This window comes from Rhodopseudomonas parapalustris (assembly GCF_053772255.1).
Window position 1 is genome coordinate 81013 of the sequence record NZ_JAMKBZ010000004.1, and the last position, 22345, is coordinate 103357.

The 22345-nt window shown below is 65.4% G+C and carries 17 protein-coding genes; 6 read left to right on the top strand and 11 right to left on the bottom strand.

All coding sequences use genetic code 11. The features are described from left to right. The first annotated feature begins 69 nt into the window (after positions 1-69). Positions 70-993 (top strand): ketopantoate reductase family protein, encoded by a 924-nt coding sequence (locus M9H71_RS05270; RefSeq protein ID WP_455404028.1) that lies wholly within the window; start codon positions 70-72, stop codon positions 991-993. Here M9H71_RS05270 and M9H71_RS05275 read toward each other — a convergent pair. Next, the gene (locus M9H71_RS05275) at positions 977-1723 is read right to left on the bottom strand and encodes a thermonuclease family protein (protein WP_455404029.1); all 747 of its coding nucleotides are present in this window, start codon (positions 1721-1723) and stop codon (positions 977-979) included. The genes M9H71_RS05270 and M9H71_RS05275 overlap by 17 nt on opposite strands. Before the next feature lie 325 nt (positions 1724-2048). Between M9H71_RS05275 and M9H71_RS05280 the strand changes: the two genes are divergently transcribed. Beyond that, complete coding sequence (locus tag M9H71_RS05280) at positions 2049-2966, top strand: PaaI family thioesterase (RefSeq protein WP_455404030.1); 918 nt, start codon at positions 2049-2051, stop codon at positions 2964-2966. A 15-nt stretch (positions 2967-2981) separates the two neighbouring features. Here M9H71_RS05280 and M9H71_RS05285 read toward each other — a convergent pair whose 3' ends face one another. From M9H71_RS05285 to M9H71_RS05310, 6 genes are all read right to left on the bottom strand, one after another. Beyond that, the gene (locus tag M9H71_RS05285) at positions 2982-4103 is read right to left on the bottom strand and encodes an alpha/beta fold hydrolase (protein ID WP_455404031.1); all 1122 of its coding nucleotides are present in this window, start codon (positions 4101-4103) and stop codon (positions 2982-2984) included. Between the two features lie 29 nt (positions 4104-4132). Further along, positions 4133-6622, bottom strand: coding sequence for a plasma-membrane proton-efflux P-type ATPase (locus tag M9H71_RS05290; RefSeq protein WP_455404032.1), 2490 nt, complete (start codon positions 6620-6622; stop codon positions 4133-4135). Between the two features lie 161 nt (positions 6623-6783). Beyond that, entirely contained in the window at positions 6784-7992 is a 1209-nt protein-coding gene (locus tag M9H71_RS05295; RefSeq protein WP_455404033.1) for an acetate/propionate family kinase, read from the bottom strand. Continuing rightward, a complete protein-coding gene (locus M9H71_RS05300; protein ID WP_455404034.1) occupies positions 7989-9404 on the bottom strand; it encodes a bifunctional enoyl-CoA hydratase/phosphate acetyltransferase in 1416 nt (471 codons plus the stop codon). Before M9H71_RS05300 ends, M9H71_RS05295 begins: the two co-directional genes overlap by 4 nt. Before the next feature lie 23 nt (positions 9405-9427). After that, entirely contained in the window at positions 9428-10189 is a 762-nt protein-coding gene (fabI, locus tag M9H71_RS05305; protein WP_455404035.1) for an enoyl-ACP reductase FabI, read from the bottom strand. Positions 10190-10272: 83 nt separating this feature from the next. Then, positions 10273-11142 carry an ADP-polyphosphate phosphotransferase gene (locus M9H71_RS05310; RefSeq protein ID WP_455404036.1) on the bottom strand — a complete coding sequence of 290 codons (870 nt, stop codon included), beginning with the start codon at positions 11140-11142 and terminating at the stop codon, positions 10273-10275. 379 nt (positions 11143-11521) lie between these two features. Between M9H71_RS05310 and M9H71_RS05315 the strand changes: the two genes are divergently transcribed. After that, positions 11522-12907: a hypothetical protein gene (locus M9H71_RS05315; protein ID WP_455404037.1), complete on the top strand. Its 1386-nt coding sequence runs from the start codon at positions 11522-11524 to the stop codon at positions 12905-12907. Between the two features lie 111 nt (positions 12908-13018). Here M9H71_RS05315 and M9H71_RS05320 read toward each other — a convergent pair whose 3' ends face one another. Then, positions 13019-13945 carry a cation diffusion facilitator family transporter gene (locus M9H71_RS05320; protein ID WP_455404038.1) on the bottom strand — a complete coding sequence of 309 codons (927 nt, stop codon included), beginning with the start codon at positions 13943-13945 and terminating at the stop codon, positions 13019-13021. 242 nt (positions 13946-14187) lie between these two features. Here M9H71_RS05320 and M9H71_RS05325 point away from each other — a divergent pair, with 242 nt between their 5' ends. Then, a complete protein-coding gene (locus M9H71_RS05325) occupies positions 14188-15456 on the top strand; it encodes a cation:proton antiporter (RefSeq protein WP_455404039.1) in 1269 nt (422 codons plus the stop codon). A 109-nt stretch (positions 15457-15565) separates the two neighbouring features. Here M9H71_RS05325 and M9H71_RS05330 read toward each other — a convergent pair whose 3' ends face one another. Beyond that, positions 15566-15976 (bottom strand): BA14K family protein, encoded by a 411-nt coding sequence (locus M9H71_RS05330; protein WP_455404040.1) that lies wholly within the window; start codon positions 15974-15976, stop codon positions 15566-15568. A 352-nt stretch (positions 15977-16328) separates the two neighbouring features. Here M9H71_RS05330 and M9H71_RS05335 point away from each other — a divergent pair, with 352 nt between their 5' ends. Both M9H71_RS05335 and M9H71_RS05340 read left to right on the top strand, forming a co-directional pair. Then, positions 16329-17429, top strand: coding sequence for a mechanosensitive ion channel family protein (locus tag M9H71_RS05335; protein WP_455404041.1), 1101 nt, complete (start codon positions 16329-16331; stop codon positions 17427-17429). A gap of 130 nt (positions 17430-17559) precedes the next feature. Further along, complete coding sequence (locus M9H71_RS05340; protein WP_455404042.1) at positions 17560-19782, top strand: alpha,alpha-trehalose-phosphate synthase (UDP-forming); 2223 nt, start codon at positions 17560-17562, stop codon at positions 19780-19782. Here the strand turns inward: M9H71_RS05340 and M9H71_RS05345 are convergent. Both M9H71_RS05345 and M9H71_RS05350 read right to left on the bottom strand, forming a co-directional pair. Continuing rightward, a complete protein-coding gene (locus M9H71_RS05345) occupies positions 19779-21083 on the bottom strand; it encodes a DUF2254 domain-containing protein (RefSeq protein WP_455404043.1) in 1305 nt (434 codons plus the stop codon). The two genes, M9H71_RS05340 and M9H71_RS05345, sit on opposite strands and share 4 nt — an antisense overlap. Positions 21084-21175: 92 nt before the next feature. Beyond that, positions 21176-22231, bottom strand: a complete 1056-nt coding sequence (locus M9H71_RS05350; RefSeq protein ID WP_455404044.1) for an SDR family oxidoreductase — start codon at positions 22229-22231, stop codon at positions 21176-21178. Positions 22232-22345: the final 114 nt, after the last annotated feature.

Below are 22345 nucleotides of genomic sequence, written 5' to 3' on the forward strand. Positions count from 1 at the left end.
CATCGGCCGAACGCCGACCTTAAAAAGGAAACATTGCGCATTGGTTGGCGCACGGGAAGGGAGATCGATATGCAAGTGGCAGTGATGGGGGCCGGCGCGGTCGGATGCTATTTCGGCGGACTGCTGTCGCTGGCCGGCCACGACGTGACGCTGATCGGGCGGCAGACCCACGTCGATGCGATCGAAGCGAACGGCCTGCTGCTCGACACCAAGGACGGTATCCAGCCGGTCCCGGTGCGGGCCGTCACCGAACCGAGCGCAATCGCCCCTCCCGATCTGGTGCTGTTCTGCGTCAAGTCGGCCGACACCGAGAGCGCAGGACGCGCGCTGCAAGCGCGGCTGAAGCCGGACAGCGTGATCCTCAGCCTGCAGAACGGAGTCGACAACGCCTCCCGGCTGCAGGCAGCGATCGACCATCCGGTGATCGCATCGGTGGTCTATGTCGGCACCGAGATGGCGGGACCGGGCCATGTCCGCCATCACGGCCGCGGCGAATTGCTGATCGGCGCCTCGGCGCAAAGCGAGGCGATCGCGTCGGCTCTGATCGCCGCTAGGATTCCGACCACGGTTGCGGCCGATATCGATCAGGCGCTGTGGTCGAAGCTGATGCTGAACTGCGCCTACAACGCGCTGTCGGCCGTCGCCGACCTGCCTTACGGCGCGCTGCTGGCGGTCGGCGGCACCGAGCAGGTCGTCCGCAACGTGATCGACGAATGCATCGCGGTGGCGCGCGCCTGCGGCGTCGGCATTCCGGACGACGCGATGGCCAAGACGCTGGCGCTGCCGGGAGCGATGCCAAGCCAGAAGTCGTCGACCGCACAGGATCTGGCGCGCGGCAAGCCGAGCGAGATCGACTTTCTCAACGGCACGGTCGCGCGGCTCGGCGCCGCCCATGGTGTGCCGACCCCGACCAATCTGGCGCTGACCGTGATGGTCAAGCTGATCGAGAGCCGCCGCGGCGTCGGCAGATCGGGAGTTAAGGCGTCAGCTTGATGCGGCAGTTGTAGGCCTTGCGGAAGCCGGCGGCGCGAGCATCGTCCTCCGAGCAGAACCAGCGGTTCGGCTTGGTCAGGCTGGCATAGCTCGGGCAGCCGCGGAGCTGATACACCCCGACATTCCCGGTGAGGCGGGCGCGGCGCGCCAGCTTGCCCTTGATGCTGCAGCCCGGCAGCATTGCCGGCGTGTCCGGAAACATCACCTCGGCCAGCTCGGCGTGCTTGTCGTCCCGGCAGGCCGCGCCACGCAGCGGGGCATCCTTGTTCCAGCGCCGGAAATCGTTCGGCGCGACGAAGCAGCCTTGCCACAGGCCCTTGCGTTCGTCCTTGGCCTTGGCCTCGTCGCCGGCGAAACGGTCCTTGCCACCGGCAGCGGCATTGAGTGCAAACCCGTCCTGGACGAGGCGGCGGCTGAGGCTCTCGGTCTCGCCGGCGACCGTGCAGGTGCCGAGCCGGCGTCCCTTGAACACGGGATCGGGGCCGAGATCGCGACAGGTGACGCTGCGCCCGCCGACCAGCTTGACCAGCGCGTCGCGGGCTTCGAGGCCGCAGGCCGACGGATCCGCGAACTGGCTCACGCAGCGCTGATCAAGCTCGGGCGCATCGATGCCCTCCAGCCGAAAGGTCTTGCCGCCGAGCTGTAGCGTGTCGCCGTCCTTCACCACCGCTTCCGCCGCCAAGGCCGGCGCCGCCGCGAGCGCCATCATCACCGCAATCACCAGACGCATTCCGTCACCTTCCGTCCGCTGCTTCTCCGGCCGTCAAAGCCGGCTGATATTCATACAAGCCCTGAAATTGACCCGCCGTCGAGCATCTGCGCCTCCCCGTGATCCGGAAAGTCATGCGAAAATCGTCAGAAAGCCAGCCGTGATGCCGCCGCGCGGCCTCTGTCTCGGCCGTCCGAGCCGCATGGCACAAATTCGTTAGCTTCCTGCGAAATTCCTGCACCAGGTCCGCGCCGCATAGGAAGGACCGGCGGTGCAGGGCTGCCGCCCGCCCTCTGCGAGGCTGGATCGCTTTGCGAGCGCGGATACGCTTGCTAGAACCACCGCCATGTCCGATCAAACCACTCCCGATCCGGCGCCGTCGTTCGACGACAAAGTGCGGATGATCAAGAACCGCCGCTCGATCCACGGCGCCATCATCGGTTTGCAGCTCGACCGCTACGCCCCCGCGGAGGCATGGAGCAGCCTGCCCTATCACCCGGTGTTCGTCGGCGACGTTTCGACCGGCGTGATCCACGGCGGCGTCGTCACCGCGATGCTCGACGAAAGCTGCGGCATGGCGGTGCAGCTCGCACTGCCCGGCACCACCGCGATCGCCACGCTCGATTTGCGGATCGACTATTTGCGGCCGGCGACGCCCGGACAGGTGATGCGGGCGCACGCGCATTGCTATCACCTCACTCGCTCGATCGCATTCGTCCGCGCCACCGCCTATCAGGATGCCGAAGACGTCCCGATCGCCACCGCCACCGCGATGTTCATGCTCGGTGCGAACCGGAGCGACATGCTGCGGCAGAAGCCCAAAGTGACGATGGACTCCGTCCCCGCGCTGGTCGCGCCGGACGACCCGGACGGACCGCTGGCGATCAGCCCCTATCCGCGCTTCCTCGGCATCCGCGTCGACGACGAGGCGCAGGCGATGATGCCTTACGATCCGAAGCTGGTCGGCAATCCGATCCTGCCGGCGCTGCACGGCGGGGTGATCGGCGCGTTCCTGGAGACTGCCGCAATCGTCAGCGTGCGCCGCGAGATGGGGCTCGCCACTGCGCCGAAGCCGATCGGGCTGACGGTGAACTACCTGCGCTCCGGCCGTCCGCTCGACACTTTCGCCAAGGTCTCGATCGTCAAGCAGGGCCGACGCGTGGTGGCGTTCGAAGCACAGGCCTATCAGCGTGATCCGGCCGAGCCGATCGCGTCGTGCTACGGTCACTTCAAGCTGCGCTCGACCGCAACGCCGGACGAATAGCGCGGCGGCATCCGGTCAGCGCGATTGCGCCGCGATCCAGCGGCCGATCCCCGGCCAATAGTCCTTCAGCGTCCGTGCGCCCATGAACAGGCCGATATGGCCGCCGGGCACCGTCTGCTTGACGATCTTGTCCTGCGGCGTTCCGATATATTTCGCCGCGTCCAGCACCTGTTCCGGCGTGGTGATATCATCCTGCGCACCGGCGAGCAGATACACCGGACAGGTGATCGCGCGCAGGTCGAGCTTGCGGCCGAGTCCCACGAACTCACCCTTGGCAAGCCGGTTCTGCTTGAACAACTGCTCGATCACCTGAAGATACCAGCGCCCCGGCAGATCGATCGGGTTCTCGTACCAGCGCTCGAACGTCTCCTCCTTGGCGATATAGGCCGGATCGTCGATGTGCTCGTAGAGATCGACGTGATCCTGGATGTAATGCTGCTCCGGATGCATATTCTTCCAACCGCTCAGCATGAAGCGGCCTTTCATCAGCCCGCCGCCGAGCCCGACCAATTCCTGGTAGAACGACAGCGGAGAGCGATGGGCCATCCGCTTGATGGGGCCGTCGCCTGCATCGGTGTCGATCGGCGCGCCAGCCAGCACCAGCGAATTCACCTTGTCCGGAAACCGCGCCGCAATCATCGCCGACACCCAGCCGCCCTGGCACAGTCCGACCAGATCGACCTTGCCGCCGAGGTCGTCGATCGCCACCACCATGTCGGCGAGGTAGTTGTCGACCTCGAGGTCTTTCATATCCTCTGTCGCCGATTTCCAGTCGGTCAACGCGACATGGGCAATGCCGGCGTCGAGGAGCGTTTCGACCAGGCTCTGGCCACGGTGATAGTCGGCGATCATCGCGGTGTGGCCGGCAAAAGGCGCGTTAACCAGCGTCGGAATCCCGCCCGCCGTTCCGTAGTCGCGCAACGCCATGGTGCGCAGCTCGATCCGGACCTGATTGGACGTCGCCAGCTCCGGTCGGAGATTGCCGTGGATACGAACCTCCTCTTCGAGGAATTTCAGATTGCGGGCGTACAACTCGCCGCCGCTCTGCATCAGCTTCGCCGCCATCGCCATCGGCCACAGCGCCGGCACGCTGGCGAGCGACAGCTCCTCGGACTTGACCGGTGATTCCTGTTGCATCTGCTGTCTCCCGAGAAATGATCCGTCTATCAGGCCGATGTGACGTGAGCTTCGACACGGCGCAGATGCCGGGCCTGGCGCGCGCCGCGATGGTCGAGCAACCGATAGGTCGCGACCTTGACGATGCTCGCCACCGCGAACGAGGTCAGCGCATAGGCCCACACCATCAGGGCGAGTTGCCACCCGGTCGGGGTCATCGCCCAGCCGTAGACCACGACCAGCGTGCCGATCAGTTGCGTCGCCTCGGCGGGCACCACCAGCTTCCAGCTCGGCCATGGCCGCTGCCACACCGCGCCGGTGTTGCGGGTGAGGTAGATCGTCATATGGCCGGACACCAGCAGTTTGAGGAAGATCAGCGGCTGGATCAGTGACGGTTCGAGCTTCAGATAATCGCGGGCGATCCAGAACAGGCCGAAACTCTCGATCACGCCGTAGACGCCGAGCACCGAAGCGACCGTCAGCACCCGCGTCATGTCCCAGCGCACCGGCTTCGCCGCGATCGGGGCGTTGTCGTAGGCGATCATCATGATCGGCAGGTCGTTGAGCAGCGCCAACAGCACCACCATCACCGCGGTGACGGGGTAGAAGTTAAACACCAGGATGCTGGCGGTCATGAACAGCAGCAACCGGATGGTCTCGGCGATCCGGTAGATCGCGTAGCTGTTCATCCGTTCGAAGATCTGCCGCGCCTCCTCGATCGCGGTCGCGATCACCGACAGGCCGGGCGCGGTCAGCACCAGATCGGCAGCGGCGCGCGCCGCATCGGTGGCGCCGCTGACGGCGATGCCGGCGTCGGCCTGCTTCAGCGCCGGGGCGTCGTTGACGCCGTCGCCGGTCATGCCCACGATCGCCCCGGCGTCTTGCAGCGCCTTGACGATCTTGAACTTATGTTCGGGAAACACCCGCGCGAAACCGTCGGCGGCGACGATCCGCGCCGATTGCTCCGGCCCATCACCTTTCGCAAAGACGCTGTCGGCGACGACGATGTTGCGGCCCAGATTCAGTTGTCCGGCGATCTCACGCGCGATCGCCTCGTGGTCGCCGGTGACCATCTTGACATCGACGCCCATGTTCCGGATCGCCGCGATGGTCGCGGCGCAATCGTCGCGCGGCGGATCGAACATCGGCAGCAGCCCGAGGAAGCGCCAGTGGCCTTCGGCATCGCGGCGAGCCGCGGCCAGCGTGCGATAGCCGCGAGCAGCGTCGCGCTCGACCGCCGCCGCAACCGTGTCGGCCTGGGACTCGCTCGGCGTGCACAGCGCGGCGATCGCCTGCGGCGCGCCCTTGGCGACGCGGAAGCGCTGGCCGTCGTGTTCGATCTCGGCCTCGGCTCGCTTGGCAACCGGATCGAACGGGTGGAAATCCACGACGCGATAGCCCGCGAGCTGCTCGGCCGTCGGTGCCGCCGCCAGAATCGCGGTGTCGATCGCGTCGGGCGCATCGCGCCGCGACGCCAGCGCCGCAGCGAGCAGCAATTCGTCGCGGGTGACGCCCGGCGTCGGTTCGGGATCGCCGAGCGTGAGCTCGTTCTTGGTCATGGTGCCGGTCTTGTCGCTGCACAGCACGTTCATGCCGGCCATTTCTTCGATCGACACCAGCCGCGACACGATCGCTTTCAATCGCGCCAGCCGCTCGGCGCCGACCGCCATCGTCACCGACAGTACCGCCGGCAGCGCCACGGGGATCGACGCGATGGTGAGGATGAGTGCGAATTCCAGCGTCTCGACCCAGGGGTCGCGCCGGAACAGCGCGGCCAGCGCGATCACCAGGACTAGGCCGATCGTGGTCAGGATCAGGAAATTGCCGATCCGCAGCACGGCGCGCTGAAAGTGCGACACCGAACTGGCCTGCTGCACCAGCCCTGCGGTCTTGCCGAAATAAGTGTTCATCCCGGTGGCGGTGACGATGCCGCTCATTTCCCCCTGCCGGGCGATCGAGCCGGAATACACCTCGTCGCCGACTTTCTTGTCGACCGGCAGGGATTCACCGGTCAGCGCCGACTGATCGACGGTGAGATAGGCCCCCTGCGTCAGCTCGAGGTCGGCCGGCACGATGTTGCCGAGCTTGACCAGGACCAGATCGCCGGGCACCAGCGTCCGCGCCTCGACGTCCTTCCACACGCCACCGCGGCGGACCCGCGCCTTCAGCGCCAGCCTTTGCTTGAGCAGCGCCACGGCGTTGTCGGCCTTGAACTCCTGCCAAAACCCGACGCCGGCATTGATGATCAGCATGGTCAGAATGATGGCGAGATCGGCCCAGTGCCGCAGCGCCGCCGATAGAATGGCGGCGATCTCGATCATCCACGGGATCGGCCCCCAGAAGAAGTGCAGCAGCCGCTCCATCACGCCGACATGATGTTCGGCGAGCGCGTTGTCGCCGTCGCGCTTCAGCCGCTCGGCGGCCTCCTGCTCGGTGAGGCCACCGGGATCACCCGGCGGCAACGCACCGGGACCTGATGGGATCGCGTGATCGATCGTTGGCTGCAGGGAGGAAGAGGACGAAGTCGTGGTGTCGGGCATCGCGTGCCCTCCGATTGTCGAGAGATCTCGCCGCCCCGCGGTCCCCGTCGTGAATTGCTGTCGCCTGCCTCGCGCAGGCAGCTCTGCATGTCAGTCTCTCACCACTTGGGTGCAGCGCCCCCGACCCGCTATCGCAATCGATCGGAGGCCCGAACGGTTCCTTATCCCTTCGTCGAACTGCCGCCGTCCGCGAGTCGCCACACATGCCGTGCGATCATCAGATCTTCGTCAGTGGGGATCGCCCAGACCGAAACTTTGCTGTCCGGCGCGCTGATCCGCCCCGCCCCGGATAGATTCGCATTGGCGTCGGGATCGAGCACGACACCGAGCCAGGTTGCCTGAGCACAAACCCGCCGCCGGATTTCGGCGGCGTGTTCGCCGATGCCGCCGGTGAATACCAGCGCGTCGAGCCCGCTGAGCGCTGCGGCGAGCGAGCCGAGTTCGCGGGCGATCCGGTACACGAACAGCTCGATCGCCTCGCAGGCGCGCGGATCGTCGCTCGCCAGCAACGTGCGCATGTCGTCACTGATGCCGGAGACGCCGAGCAGGCCGGACTCGCGATACAGCAGATCTTCGATCTCGCGCGGAGCCATGCCCTTCTCTTCGAGCAGATACAGCACCACGCCGGGGTCGAGCTCGCCGCAGCGGCTACCCATCATCAGACCGTCGAGCGCGGTGAAGCCCATCGTGGTGGCGATGCTGCGGCAACTCAGCATCGCGCACATGCTGGCGCCGGCGCCGAGATGCGCCACCACCACCCGGCCATCGGCGACCGCCTGTCCGGCAACGTCCGGCAGGCGGCCTGCGATGTATTCGTAGGACAGGCCGTGAAAGCCGTAACGGCGAACGCCCTGTTCGGTCAGCTTGCGCGGCAGCGCGAAAGCGGTGGCCACCTCCGGCAGGCGATGATGAAAAGCCGTGTCGAAACACGCGATCTGCGGCAGCTTCGGGTGCAGCTTCGCCAGCGCTTCGATCGCCGCAACATTGTGCGGCTGATGCAGCGGCGCCAACCTGTCGAAGGAACGAAGCTGGACGATCACCTCCGAAGTGACATGCACCGGGCCGTCGAACAATGCGCCGCCATGGACGACGCGATGGCCGACCGCGCTCAGCCGCTGGTCCGGGAACGAGCTTTCGATCCAGCCGATCAGCACCGCCATCGCATCATCGTGACTGGCACCCTCGGGCAGATAGTCGTCGGGCCGCGTCGCGCCGTCGGGATTCACAACCTTGAAATGTGGGCGATGGCCGAGACTGCCGATGCCGCCTTCGCAGATCAGATGTTCGGCCGTCGGTTCGGTGTGGGCTTCATAAAGGGCGAATTTGATGCTCGAGGAACCGGCATTGAGGACCAGCAGCACATCGCTCACGCAGCACCTCCGGAAAAATTCGTCAGCGCCGCGGCCTTGTGCCGGGCGAGCAGCAGCGCGATCGCGCAGGAGCCGAGCCGCGCCAGCGTTTTGTCGGCCCGGCTGGTGAGGATGATCGGAACCCGCGCCCCGAGCACGATCCCGGCGACGTGGGCGTGGGCGAGATATTCGAGCTGCTTGGCCAGCATGTTGCCGGCTTCGAGATCCGGCACCACGAAGATGTCGGCGCGGCCGGCGACCGGCGAGACGATGCCCTTGGTCTTGGCGGCCTCCGCCGACACTGCGTTGTCGAACGCCAGCGGCCCGTCGAGGATGCCGCCGGTGATCTGGCCGCGTTCGGCCATCTTGCACAGCGCCGCGGCATCGAGCGTGGAGCGGATGCTCTCGGTGACGGTCTCGACCGCCGACAGGATCGCCACCCGCGGCTCGCCGATACCGAGCGCGTGCGCCAGATCGATCGCGTTCTGGATGATGTCGCGCTTATCGGCGAGCGACGGATAGATGTTGATCGCCGCGTCGGTGACCAGCAGCGCGCGCGGATAGTTCGGCGCGTCGATCGCATAGACGTGACTGATCCGCCGCGCGGTGCGCAAGCCATGGGCGCCGTCGACCACCGCGTGCATCAGTTCGTCGGTGTGCAGCGCGCCCTTCATCAGCGCCTCCACCTCACCGGACCGCGCCATCGCCACCGCAGCTTCGGCGGCAGCGGCGCTGTGCTCGACGGCGACGATCTCGTAGCCCGTCAGGTCGAGCGCAGCCTGTGCGGCGGCAGCGCGGATCTTCGCTTCCGGCCCGACCAGGACCGGTACGATCAGCCGCTCGCGCGCCGCTTCGACGGCGCCGAGCAGCGAGGCGGAGTCGACCGGATGCACCACCGCGGTGCGGATCGGCTCCAGCCCGCGCGTCATCTCGATCATCCGCTCGTAGCGGCGCGCGGTGGGATGCAGATCGATTTCCGGCAGCAGAACCCGCGGCCGCGAAATCTTCTCGACCGGCGCGATCACTTCGGCGAGACCGGTGATGACGTCTTCGCCGCGCTGATTGGTGGCACGGCAATCCAGCAGCAGCCGCTTCTTGGCGGCGTTCTTTTCCTTGACCGTGACGGTGACGGTCACCGTGTCACCGAGCAGGACCGGCCTGGTGAAGCGCAGCGACTGATCGAGATAGATCGTGCCCGGGCCCGGCAGTTGCGTGCCGAGCAGGGTCGAGATCAGGGCCCCGCCCCACATCCCGTGCGCCACCACCTGATGGAACATGTCGCTCTTGGCGAAGGCGGCATCGACGTGCATCGGATTGACGTCGCCCGACATCACCGCGAACACCTCGATGTCGCGATAGGTCAGCGTGCGCGCCAGACTGGCGCTGTCACCGACCTCGATCTCGTCGAAGGTGCGGTTCTGAATCTGTTCCATCTCGTACTCCAGCAGGAACGACGTCAGCCGATCACATGATAGCCGGCGTCGATGTATTCGATGTTGCCGGTCAGTGACCTTGCGCCGTCACCGACCAGGAATGCGGCGACGGCGCCGACGTCCTCGATGCTGACGAGCTGATGCGCCGGCAGCCGGGCGCGGGTGCGCTCCAGAAGTTCGTCGAACCGCGCGATGCCGGAAGCCGCACGGGTCATCAACGGCCCCGGTGACAGCGCGTGGACTCGGATCTGCTTCGGCGCCAGTTCGGCCGCCATGTAGCGCACCGAGCTTTCCAGCGCCGCCTTTACCGGCCCCATCAGATTGTAGTCTTCGACCACTTTCTCCGAGCCGTAGAACGACACGGTGAGCAGGCAGCCGCCATCCGGCATCAGCGGCTCGGCCAGCTTCGCCATGCGAATAAAGGAGTGGCACGACACGTCCATCGCCATCGCAAAGCCGGCCTGGGAGCAGTCGACCACGCGACCGTGCAGATCTTCCTTCGGCGCGAACGCGATCGAATGCAGCAGGAAGTCGAGCCTTCCCCATTGCTGGGTGATCCGTTCGAACACGGCTTCGAGCTGGCCGGGCTCGCGCACGTCGCACGGCACCACGATCGGACAGCCGAGCTGCTCGGCGAGCGGTACGACGTGCGGCGCAGCCTTGTCGTTGAGATAGGTGACGGCGAGTTCGGCTCCGGCGTCGCGAAACGCGCGCGCGCAACCAAATGCGATGCTCTGGTCGTTGGCGATGCCGACGACCAGGCCCTTCTTACCTTGCAATGTCATGTGGTCTCCGTAACCTCAGCACCGTGTCATCACCATGACAGGCGCCTGCGACCCACCTCCGGGCGTTGCCGGACGCCGTCGCTTCACTTCAGCAGTTGGTCACGCATTCGTAGCAGTTCTTTGCGCCGAGCGGGCGTGGTTTCCGGATAGCTCATTTTGAGCGATTCCATGGTCTCGGCGATCACCTGCGAGACGATCAGCCGCGCATTCTCCTTGTCATCGGCCGGAACGGCGTACCACGGCGAGTCTTCGCTGGAGGTCTCGCTGAGGCACTTCTCATAGGCCTCCATATAGTCGTCCCAATATTGACGCTCTTCGAGGTCGGCTGAGCTGAACTTCCAGTTCTTCTCCGGCTCGTCGATCCGCGCCAGGAAACGCTTGCGCTGCTCATCCTTCGACAGGTGCAGGAAGAATTTGACGATCCGGGTGCCGTTGGCGTGCAGATGCTGCTCCAGATCGCGGATCGAGCGGTAGCGTTTGTGCCAGAACGATTTGCCGAAATTTTCGCCGTTCGGCACGGCCTCGCTCTGAAGGATGTCCGGGTGAACCCGGACGATCAGCACCTCTTCATAGTAAGAGCGGTTGAAGACACCGATCCGGCCGCGCTCCGGCAGGTCCCGGGTGGTCCGCCACAAGAAATCGTGCTGCAACTCGGTGGCGCTGGGGTGCTTGAAGCTGAACACCTGGCAGCCCTGCGGATTGACCCCCGACATCACATGCCGGATCACCCCGTCCTTGCCGGCGGCGTCCATTGCCTGGAAGATCAGCAGCACGGCGTGGCGATTACTGGCGTAGAGCAGTTGCTGCAGATCGCTGAGCCGCTCGACCTGGCTGCGGAGCAGCTCGTGATAGTGCTCCTTGGATTCGTAGAACGGATCGACCTTGGTGGGCCGTTTGCCGAGGTCGACTTTTTCGCCCTCCTCGACCCGAAACTGCTTGGTCTTGATCTTCATATCCGTCCTTTCGGGGTCGTGACCGCGGGACCGGCCGGCCGCCGCCCGGCCGTCTCCCGCTCATCAGGGGAATTATAACCACCTCCGGGGCGGCGCCACCACCGCCCCTCCCGAACCCTGAACTCAGTCAGGCTTCGTTCATCATCGGCGCCTTAGAGTTGCAGCCGGTCGGGCATGGGCGCCGCAAGGTGCACAACCGACATAAAGCAACCTCATTTGTACTTCATCTGCGCCCGGCCGCCGGGCTTACCTGGCGGCGCGAAGCGCTTGTGTAGTCAACGGAAATCACTATGGTGCAGGCCGCCTCGGACGGCCTCGGTGGCCTTTTCGAGAGGCCCCGTCGGCTCCGACGGTCCCAGCGCGGGTAAGAGCGGTCGAGATGGAAACTTCTATTCCCGGTAAGGTTCTCGTCGCGCAGGCGCGCCGAAGCAATGCGGCGCGGATCGCGCTGTTCGTTTTGCCGCTGCTGATGCTGGCGCCGGCGATCTGGAACGGCTACCCGCTGCTGCAATACGACACTGGCGGTTACCTCGCCCGCTGGTACGAGGGCTATCTGGTCATCAACCGGTCGACCTCCTACGGCATCTACCTGCATCTCGGCGAGCAGACCCAGTTCTGGCTCAACCTCGCGTTCCAGGCGATCGTCTCGCTGTGGATCATCCAGCTGACCTTGCGGGTGTTCGGTATCACGGGTCCGTTCCGGCTCGCCGCAATCGGCGTCGGCCTGATCGCCATCACGGCGCTGCCCTGGATTACCAGCATGTTGCTGACCGACATCTTCGCCGGTCTGTCGGTGCTGACGCTGTTCCTGCTGATCGCCTATCGCAACCAGACCACGACGCTGGAAAAGATCCTGCTGTTCGCCTTCACCGCCTTCGCGGCCTCGACCCACAGCGCCACCATGATCGTTCTCTCCGGTGTGTGCGCCGCCGGCTGGGTACTGCTGCCCTGGCTGCGCGGCCGGATCACGGCCTCCGGCCTGACCCAGGCCAGCTCGGCGCTGGTGCTCGGTGCACTGCTGGTGCTGGGCTGCAACTACGCGCTGTCCGGCAAGCTGACCTGGACGCCGGGCGGCTCCGGCGTCGCATTCGGCCGGATGCTGCAGGACGGCATCGTCAAGCGCTATCTCGACGATCATTGCCCGCAGCAACAGCTCAAGCTGTGCCCCTACAAGGACGAACTGCCGCCGACCGGCGACGACTTCCTGTGGGGTGGCAACAACATGTTCGACAAGCTCGGCCGCTTCGACGGCATGAGCGACGAGATGGAGTTCATCTCGAAGCAGGCCTTGATCGCCTATCCGTGGATACAGGCCAAGGCCGCCGCCAAGGCGACCTGGGACCAGCTCGTCCACGTCGCCACCGGCGAAGGCACCAATGGCTGGCTGCCGCACACCTACGGCATCATCGAGCGCTATCTGCCCGAGCAGAGCAAGGCGATGCGGGCCGCCAAGCAGCAGCATTGGGACATCAATTTCGACGCGGTGAATGTGGTCCACGTCCCGGTGGCGCTGGGGTCGATGGTGCTGATGCTGGCGATCCTCGGCTCGGCGGCATGGCGGCGCCGGCTCGACGACGTCACCCTGCTCGCCGGCACTGTGACGCTGGCGCTGCTCGGCAACGCCATGGTCTGCGGCATTATCTCCGGTCCGCACGATCGCTATGGATCGCGGATCGTATGGATCGCGACCTTCACGGCAATGATCGCCGCGGTCGCGTATCTCAGGAACGGCCGCCGCGGAACCGACGACGATACCGCGAACTGAGATCCTCCAGCACGACCGCTCCGTTCTGATTGAATCAGATCGGAGGTCCTGCATTCGGTCTTGAAGCGTCTTCTTCACGCGAACCGGTTTTCCACTTCGCTCGAATACGCTCTATCGCTGCAATTGAGGCCGGATGAAAACGCCGACCACTTGCGGGCAACGGCGTTTGATCTCGGCCTCCAGCGAAGCGAAGCTGCGTTCGACGTCGACTGCGCGGCTGTCGTCCGGAAAATCCAATGTCAGCGCCACCACGATCTGCCAGGGCGCGAGGTGCACCGTGAACACCGGCTCGACGCCAGCGATGCGCCCATGGCTCCGGGCGATCTGCAAGATCCGGTCCCGGAGCGCGGGATCGGCTGGCTCACCCATCAAGAGCCCCTTGCTCTCGCGCGCCAGGAATGCGCCGGTCAGCCCGAGCAATAGTCCGATCGCGATCGAGGCGACGCCGTCGAGCACCGGCATCTGAAGCCAGTCCGCAGCCGCGGTGCCGGCCAATGCGATCAGGATGCCGAGCAGCGCCGCGGTGTCCTCGAACAGCACCATGAACGACGTCGGGTCCTTGCTGCGGATCGCCGCCTCGACATATTCAGCATCTGGCACGTATCCCAGCGCCGGGGCGACCTCACGAAATCCCTTCCAGGCGACGTACCAGGAGCCCAGCTCGAACACGAAAGCGAGTCCGAGCACGATATAGCTGACCCGCACGTCGCTGATCGGCTTCGGATCGAGCACATGCACCACGCCCTCATAGAACGAGACGCCGGCGCCGATCGAGAAGATCAGCAGCGCCACGATGAAGCTCCAGAAATACAGCTCGCGTCCGTGACCGAGCGGATGGGCGGCATCGGCCGGCTTGGCGGCACGATGCAATCCGTACAACAGCAACATTTCGTTGCCGGTATCGACGAGCGAGTGAACCGCTTCGCTGAGCATGGCCGAACTGCCGGTCCATGCCGCCGCGGCCATCTTGGTAACGGCGATCGCGAGGTTGCCGACGAGCGCCGCATAGATCACTTTCTTCGACGACGCGTGCGACATACCGTTGTCCGCTTCCCTCGTTGCCTTCGTCCGTGCCCACAGGGCGCCAGGAATGACGAAGCAGGCCGCCGCTTGTTCCCGGCCCGGACCAGCAGACGTCCCTGCCTGGAACGCGCCCGGGGATTCGCCACCAGCTATCCGGTCAACTGGTGGCTGTTGCGCCGGGGCATCAAAGAGAAGATGTAGACGTTTAGGCCGCAAAGCCGGCGGTCCCCGTCCGGCTAGGGGTGTTGGGAGCTGCGATGCTGTCTCTGTTCGAAATCGTCGCGGTCCTGCTGGCGCTGACCGCCACATTCGCGTGGCTCAACCATGTGCTGTTCGGTCTGCCCAACCAGATCGGCCTGCTGGTCATGGCGCTAGCCGCCTCGCTGGTGCTGGTCGGATCTGAACTGCTGTTTCCGAACGCGCCGATCTTCCACGAGATCTCCGACCTGTTGCGGCGTATCGACTTCTCCGAGACGCTGCTCAACGGTATGCTCGGCTTTCTGCTGTTCGCCGGCGCGCTGCAGATCGATCTGTCGCGGCTGCGTGCCCGCAAATGGATCGTCGCCACCATGGCAACGATCGGCGTATTCATCTCCACAATTCTGATCGCAGCCGGATTTTGGTACGCGGCACAGCTGTTCAACGTGCCGATGCCGTTCGCCTGGGCACTGGTGTTCGGCGCGCTGATCAGTCCGACCGACCCGATCGCGGTGCTGTCGACGCTGAAAATGATCAGCATCCCGGAGACCCTGGAGATGGACATCTCCGGCGAGTCGCTGTTCAACGACGGTGTCGGCGTCGTCCTGTTCACGTTGCTGCTGACCGCGGCAACGACGGCGAGCGGCGAATTCGAGCTCGTGCATTTCGGCGAATTGTTCGCGGTGGAGGCCGGCGGCGGCGCGCTGCTCGGACTGCTCACCGGCTACGTCGCCTATCGGGCGATGCGCGCCATCGACGACTATCCGATCGAAGTTCTGATCTCGATCGCGCTGGCGACCGGCACCTACGCCCTGGCCTTGCGCCTCCACGTCAGCGGCCCGATCGCGGTGGTGGTCTCCGGCGTGCTGATCGGCAATCGCGGCGCCGCTTTGGCGATGAGCGAACAGACCCGGCGCTATCTGTTCGGGTTCTGGACGTTGATCGACGAGATTCTCAACTCGGTGCTGTTCTTGCTGATCGGCATCGAAGTGCTGGTGCTCGGCTTCGACCGATCGCTGGCTCCGTTGGCTCTCGTAGCGATCCCGATCGTGATGGTGGGACGGCTGATCTCGGTCGCGGCTCCGATCGGGCTGCTGAGCCTCCGCCACCACTTCGAGCGCGGAACGGTCGCGATTCTGACTTGGGGCGGGGTGCGCGGCGGCATTTCGGTGGCGCTGGTGCTGGCGATCTCCCCCAACGAGTACAGACCGGCGCTCGCCGCGGCCACCTACACGGTGGCGCTGTTCACGATCGTGGTGCAGGGGCTGAGCCTGGGCTGGGTCACGCGCCGGCTCGGCGTCGGGCGATCCAAGCCGTCGCCGGAGTAGCAACCGCCTCAGTGCGAGGCGACCGCGGAGTCCGGCAGCGCGCTAGCGGACCAACAAAAAGAGCCGCACGGCAGGACCGCGCGGCTCGTTCTCCCAGATCAGGCTGCCGTTACGGGCAAGCATGCCGTCGGCCGTCGTAGCCGAGGTAGGTGCCCGAGGACGGATCGTAGGACTTGAAGCGCTGCGAGCAGTAGGCGTCGGCATCAGCCCCGCGAGCCTGCGCCTGGCTGTTGGCGATCGCGCCACCGATGATCGCGCCGGCCGCGAGCCCGCCGATCGCCGGACCCCAGCCATAGCCCCCGCCGTGGCGATAGTAACCGCGGTGACCCCAGCCACGGTGGCCGTGCCAGCCGTGGTGGCCGTGATAACCGTGATGACGCCATTGCACCTGCTGCACGGCAGACGGCGCCTGCTGAGTCGCCGCACCAGCCATCATCGGCGCTGCTGCAGCCGGGGTCGACGCCAGCGCCAGCGAGCCCATCAGCAACGCAGCGGCAGGTAGCGCACGCGAAATCATCATCGACATTCTCCTTGTTGTTTCGATCGACGCCGTCCACGGCACACGCGCGCCGCCGGACGATCTGCTGCGACAACGGGAAATACCATCGAGCGTTCCGCACGACCGGGTGCGACCAATATTCCGTCGGCTATCGTACAAACTCTCTTATCACCGGGATTCGGAGGCGTCCGCCGCAGGCACGACGTCGTGGAGTTGCGTCCTGATTCGAGCAGAACGGAAATGCGCGAGGTACGGAACCAATCACGCCGCAACGCATCAGCACCACGTGTGCAACGCGCACGATGTCGTCACAGCATTCGAGGCTCCGTTGTTTCAGCGCGTGATTTCCGACCTCTCCGCCCGGCTGAATGTCATGCCTCCCTGGCTCACGGTGACGCTGATCGTCACCGCAGTTGCGTTCGTCGCGCTGCTGCTGCATCGGCTGGTCTATGCGCTTCTCGAACGCCGTCTGAAGCGCTCGGAGCGGTTCGCATGGCTGCTGATCCTGCAGAAATCACGCGGCCCCTCGGCGCTTGCCGTGGTCTTGTTCGCGGCCGTCGCGGTGTTGCGGCTGATGCCGCTGGAAGCCGACCTCGCCCAAACCCTAATTCGCATTCTGCAGATCACCGTGATCGCGCTGCTGACCTGGATCGCGACACGCGTGACGGACATTCTCGGCGCGGTGTATTTGCGCAACTTCCAGAAGGACACCACGGACAACTTCACCGCTCGCAAGCAGGTGACGCAGATCCGCATCCTCAAACGCGCCGCCGCCACCGTGATCACGGTGATCGGCGTCGCCGCGGCGCTGATGACGTTCGAATCGGTGCGGCAGTATGGCGTCAGCCTGTTCGCCTCCGCCGGCGTCGCCGGCCTCGCGATCGGCCTCGCGGCGCGCCCTCTGCTATCGAGCATGATCGCCGGCATCCAGATCGCGCTGACCCAGCCGATCCGACTGCAGGACGTGGTGATTGTGGAGGGCGAGTACGGCACGGTGGAAGAAATCACCTCGACCTACGTGGTGGTCAAGCTGTGGGATTGGCGGCGGATGGTGATTCCGCTCAGCTACTTCATCGAAAAGCCGTTTCAGAACTGGACGCGCGACAGCTCGGAGCTGATCGGCGCGGTCACGTTCAACGTCGACTATTCCGCCGATGTCGAGCGAATTCGGAGCAAGCTGGAGCAGATCGTCCAGGATCATCCGTTGTGGGACAAAAAGGTCGTGAGCATGCAGGTGACCGATGCCACCGATCGGTCGATCGAATTGCGTGCGCTGGTCAGCGCCGCAACCGCGTCGGCGCTGTGGGACCTGCGTTGCGCAGTTCGCGAGCAACTGATCACCTTTGTGAGAGAAGAGATGACACGCGCGCTGCCGCGCAGCCGGCAACAGGTGGTGGAAACCAAGCCGGTCGCGATTCGCGCGGCCGATGCCGGGGTCAGCATCTCGGCGATTCCGCAGCATGCCGCAGAGTGATTCGCGGCGCTCCTTCATTCTCCTCGACCACGGCGCGAATCGGCGCTTCCCTCTTCGTGCAGAAACGGCCTGACGCATCGCGCCCAGTGGTGTAAACAGCCTGCGGACCGCAAGGGGAGATCGGCCGCAGATGCAGCGTACCAAAGCAGCCCTCAAATATCTCGGCCTCGGAATCGCCGTGACCGTGATGCTCGGGCTGGCGATCGCGCCGTTCTCGAAGCGGCTGATCGAACAATGGTCGCGCAACGACGTCGAGGCGCGCTCGCGGCTGGTCTACAACGCGGTGCAGTCCCAGGTAGTCACCGCGATGGCCGAGCACGACGACGTGCAGCTCTCCCTATTGTTCAGCGCCATCGCGCTGGATCAGCGTATTCTGGCGGTCGGCCTGTGCGCGCCGCAAGGGCGGCTGATTGCACCGACCAAAATGATGCCCTCGACCTTCTCATGTGAGAAGGTCGCGCGCTCGGATGCCGAGAGCTTCTCGACGATCGCGATCGACGGTCACCGCATCATGGTCGGCGCGTTTCCGATCTCGCACGGCGACACGAAATCCTATCTGGTCATTCTGCACGATCTGAGCTTCATCGACAAACGCTCCGGCGAGGCGCGCGCCTTCATCATCGCGGCGCTGCTCGGCGTCGCCGTCGCCATGGCGGGCGGCGCAATTATCTTCGTGCTCGTGACGCTGCGCGGCTGGATGGAATCGCTGCGCCGCGCCGTCGAAGACGTCCGCACCGGCACAGGCTCGCTCGCCGCGGCTCGCGACCAGAGCGCGATCGATCTGCAGATCAAGAAGCTGCTCAGCGAGGTCGAGGTCGGCCGTAGCGCGATCAACGCGACGCAGATCGAATGGTCACCGACGACGCTGCAGCAATTGCTGCGCGACTCGCTGCCCGAAGCGGAGGTGCTGATCGTCTCCAACCGCGAGCCCTACATCCACAATCGCGACGGCGACACCGTCTCGGTGCAGGTGCCGGCCAGCGGTCTGGTGTCGGCGCTGGAGCCGGTGATCCGCGCTTGCGGCGGCACCTGGATCGCGCACGGCAGCGGCAGCGCCGATCGCGAGACGGTCGACCGCCACGACCGGATCGAGGTTCCGCCGGATCGCCCTGCCTACAGCCTGCGGCGGATCTGGATCACCGACGAGGAGCAGGAGGGTTTCTATTACGGCTTTGCCAATGAGGGGCTCTGGCCACTGTGCCATATCGCCTTCGTGCGCCCCACCTTCCGCGAAAACGACTGGCGCTTGTATCAGGCGATCAACGAGCGGTTCGCCGATGCCGTAGTGCAGGAGGCCAAGACTGACGATCCGATCGTGCTGGTGCAGGACTATCATTTCGCGCTCGCGCCGCGAATGATCCGCAACAAGCTGCCGAAGGCGACGATCATCACCTTCTGGCATATTCCGTGGCCGAACGCCGAGACCTTCAGCATCTGTCCGTGGAAGGAGCAGATCATCGACGGTATGCTCGGCTCGACCATACTGGGCTTCCACACCCAGTTCCACTGCAACAACTTCTTCGAGACGGTCGACCGTTTCATCGAGAGCCGGATCGATCGCGAGCACGCCACCGTCACGCTCGGCGGCCACGAGACCATGGTCCGCGCCTATCCGATCTCGATCGAATGGCCACCGGCCGCGCTCGAAGGCCAGCCGCCGGTCGACACCTGCCGCATCGAGGTGCGCGAGACGCTGGGCCTCACTCCCGACACGCGGATCGCTGTCGGCATCGAACGGTTCGACTACACCAAGGGCATCCTGGACCGGATGCGCGCGGTCGACGATCTGCTCACGCGGCAGCCATATTGGAAGGGACGGCTGGTGTTCGTCCAGGTCGCGGCGCCGACCCGCAGTAAGCTGTCGAGCTATTCGTCGCTGCAGGACGACGCGGTCGCGCTCGCCGACGAAATCAACACCCGCCACGGCTCGGCCGACTACACGCCGATCCGGCTGCTGATCCGGCATCACGGCGCGGCCGAAGTGTTCAAGCTGTTCCGGGCCGCCGATTGCTGCGTGGTCTCCAGCCTGCACGACGGCATGAATCTGGTGGCTAAGGAATTCGCCGCCGCGCGCGACGACGAGCGCGGCGTGCTGGTGCTGTCGAGCTTCACCGGCGCTTCGCGTGAGCTTGCCGCGGCGCTGATCGTCAACCCGTATCATCTGCACGAAATGGCCACCGCGCTCGACACCGCGCTGCGCATGCCCGACCGCGAGCAGCAGGAACGGATGCGGGCGATGCGCCAGCAGATCCGGGAGTGGAACGTGTATCGCTGGGCGGCGCGGATGCTGATCGATGCCGCGGCTTCCCGCCGCCGCCAGCGGATCCTGGACCTCGCAGGAGGGGCGCGCTAAGCCTTCGGGAGTCCCCCCGCGCCTTCGGCGATCATGTCGACGAAGGCGGCATGCCGGACGCGAATGTCGGCCAGGTCGCTCGGCGAACCGACGTCCCGCTCGGCGTCGCGCATCACCAGATCGGCGTGCTTGCGCACCGCTTCCATCCGCTCGGGATCGCGCTCGCAGCTCACCACCCAGGTCATCACTTCGATCATCCGGATCAGCACCGACGGCTTGCCCGACGCATTCTGGCGGATCATGTGAAACATCGCGCCGATAAGTTCGTCGTAGCGGACGTGCGGCACCACCAGAACGATGCGATCGTCCCTGACCGATACGCCGGTCTGCAGCCGGAGCGGCTCCATCTCGCACAGCGCTGAGCCGAGCCGATCGAGCACGCTGATCGCGGTGTGCGGGTCATTGATGCCGGGCGACAGCGCGCGCACACCGACCTCGACCAATTGCCGGATCGCGAACAGCAGATCGGTCGAGCTGTTACGCTGCGGGCTCAGCGCAGTGGCGTTACGGATCGCCTCGGCAGCGCCCTCGCGCGGCGGCTTGATCATCGCGATCGGCGCCCCGGGAAACACGTAATCACCCGGCCGCACCAGCATCCGGATCGAGGTGTCGTGCTCACAGGCCCAATTCGCAAGCCCGCCCTCGTCGAACTGATGCAGATAGCCGCGACGATCGTCCGCGACCGGTTCTGCGCCGTGCCAGAAGGCGGGCGGGGGCGCCGACGACTGCTGCTCATCGGTCGCTAGTGTCCGCATTACATCGCGGACGTCCTCGCTGACCAGGCCGATCACCGTATCGACATTGATCCGCCCCGACATGTGGCCGACGAAATATACCAGCGTGGCGACGCAGACGAAGGCCAGTGCGATACCGACGCTGACCGCAAGATGCGGGATGAACGCGCCCTCGTCCGGCATTCGGACGCTGCGCAGAACCACCAGAGCGTAGCAGAACGTGCCGAGAAAAATGCCGAGCGTGATCTGATTACCGCGGTCGCGGGTGAAGTTGCGGAGGAGCCGCGGCCCCATTTGTCCCGCCGCCAGCGACAACGCCGCGATGGTGATCGAGAATACGGTGCCGGCCACTCCGATGGTCGAGGAGGCGACCGCCCCGAGCAGGGTGCGTGCACCCGTGGCGCCGCCATTGTAGATCCAGCCGTTCAGCCACGCGGGCACGAGCTCTCGGCTATCGACCACGACCAGGCCCCAAGCCCCGACAATGCCGACAATCACCACCAGCGCCGGCAACAGCCAGAACGACTCGGCGAGATCGTCGATCAGTTTGCGAAGGCGTGCGGTCACTCCGGCTCCTCATTCCGAGCCCGGTCCGCAGGCGGCCGGCTCGGGAGCACAAGCCGAGCCCACCGAAAAGGTTCCGGATTGGGAACGGTACGTCAGCGTGCGCTAGACGTGAGCAGCCGAGGTGACGACCGACGCGCGGAGCCTCGCCGCTCGGTGCGAACGGCCGCGGCCAGCAATGCGATCCCGGCCGCGACCGCACCCAATGCGACGCCGGCGCGCAGCAGCGTCGGGTTGAACGGAAACGCAGCCGCGGAAGAACATCGATCGAACCGGCCGTGCGCGCCTGGATCGCCGTGGCCGGCAGCGAACAGATTGTCGGCGCGATTCGGATCGTCCGGCTCGTCGCCGGTCTCGTTACCAACCCCGGCATTTGCGAGCATCCGGTCCACGACGGAAGGCATCAGCATCTGACCGACGATCGCCTTCACCGCTGAGGTTCCGACCCAGTATTCTCGTGGCGCGCGCTCGGCGGCGCGTACCACCGCCGCGGCGATCGCTTCCGGCTGGTAGATCGGCGCCACCGGCGCCGGCTTATGGTCGAATTTGTTGCGGGCCCAATCGAATTGCGGCGTGTTGACTGCCGGCAGATGCACGATGGTGAGGGCGATCGCACTGTTCTCGGCTTCGAGCTCGCTGCGCAGCGAATCGATGAACCCGCGTGTCGCCGCCTTGGCGGCGCAGTACGGAGCCTGATACGGGATCGAGCGATACGCCAGCGCAGATCCGATCGAGATGATGGCGCCGCGATTGCGCGGCCGCATATGGCGCAGCGCAGCCAGCGTACCGTGCACCTGGCCGAGATAGCTCACACGCGTGACCTGGAGGAATTCCTCCGGCGACAGGTCGACGCTCGCGCCGTAGACCGTGACCATCGCATTGTTGACCCATAGATCGATCGGGCCGAGTTCGGCCTCCACACGCGCCGCAGCCGCAACCATCGCCTGCGCGTCGGCAACATCGGCCTCGATCACAAGCGCCTCGCCGCCGAGCCGCACGATCTCGCGCCTGGTACTTTCCAGTCCGTCGCGCCCACGCGCGATTAATCCAACCCGGCAACCGCGACTGCCGAATGCGACCGCGATGGCCCGGCCGACACCGGCGCTGGCGCCGGTCACCACGACGGTTTCGATGAGGTCGCGCCTGATCATAACGATCCCTTTGCTGAGCAGATGGAGCTAACGGACGAAGCCGTCTGGGTCGTCAACGCGGCGATGGTGGTTCAGGTTGCCGGACGCAAGATGAATTCTCGGTCACACAGCCCG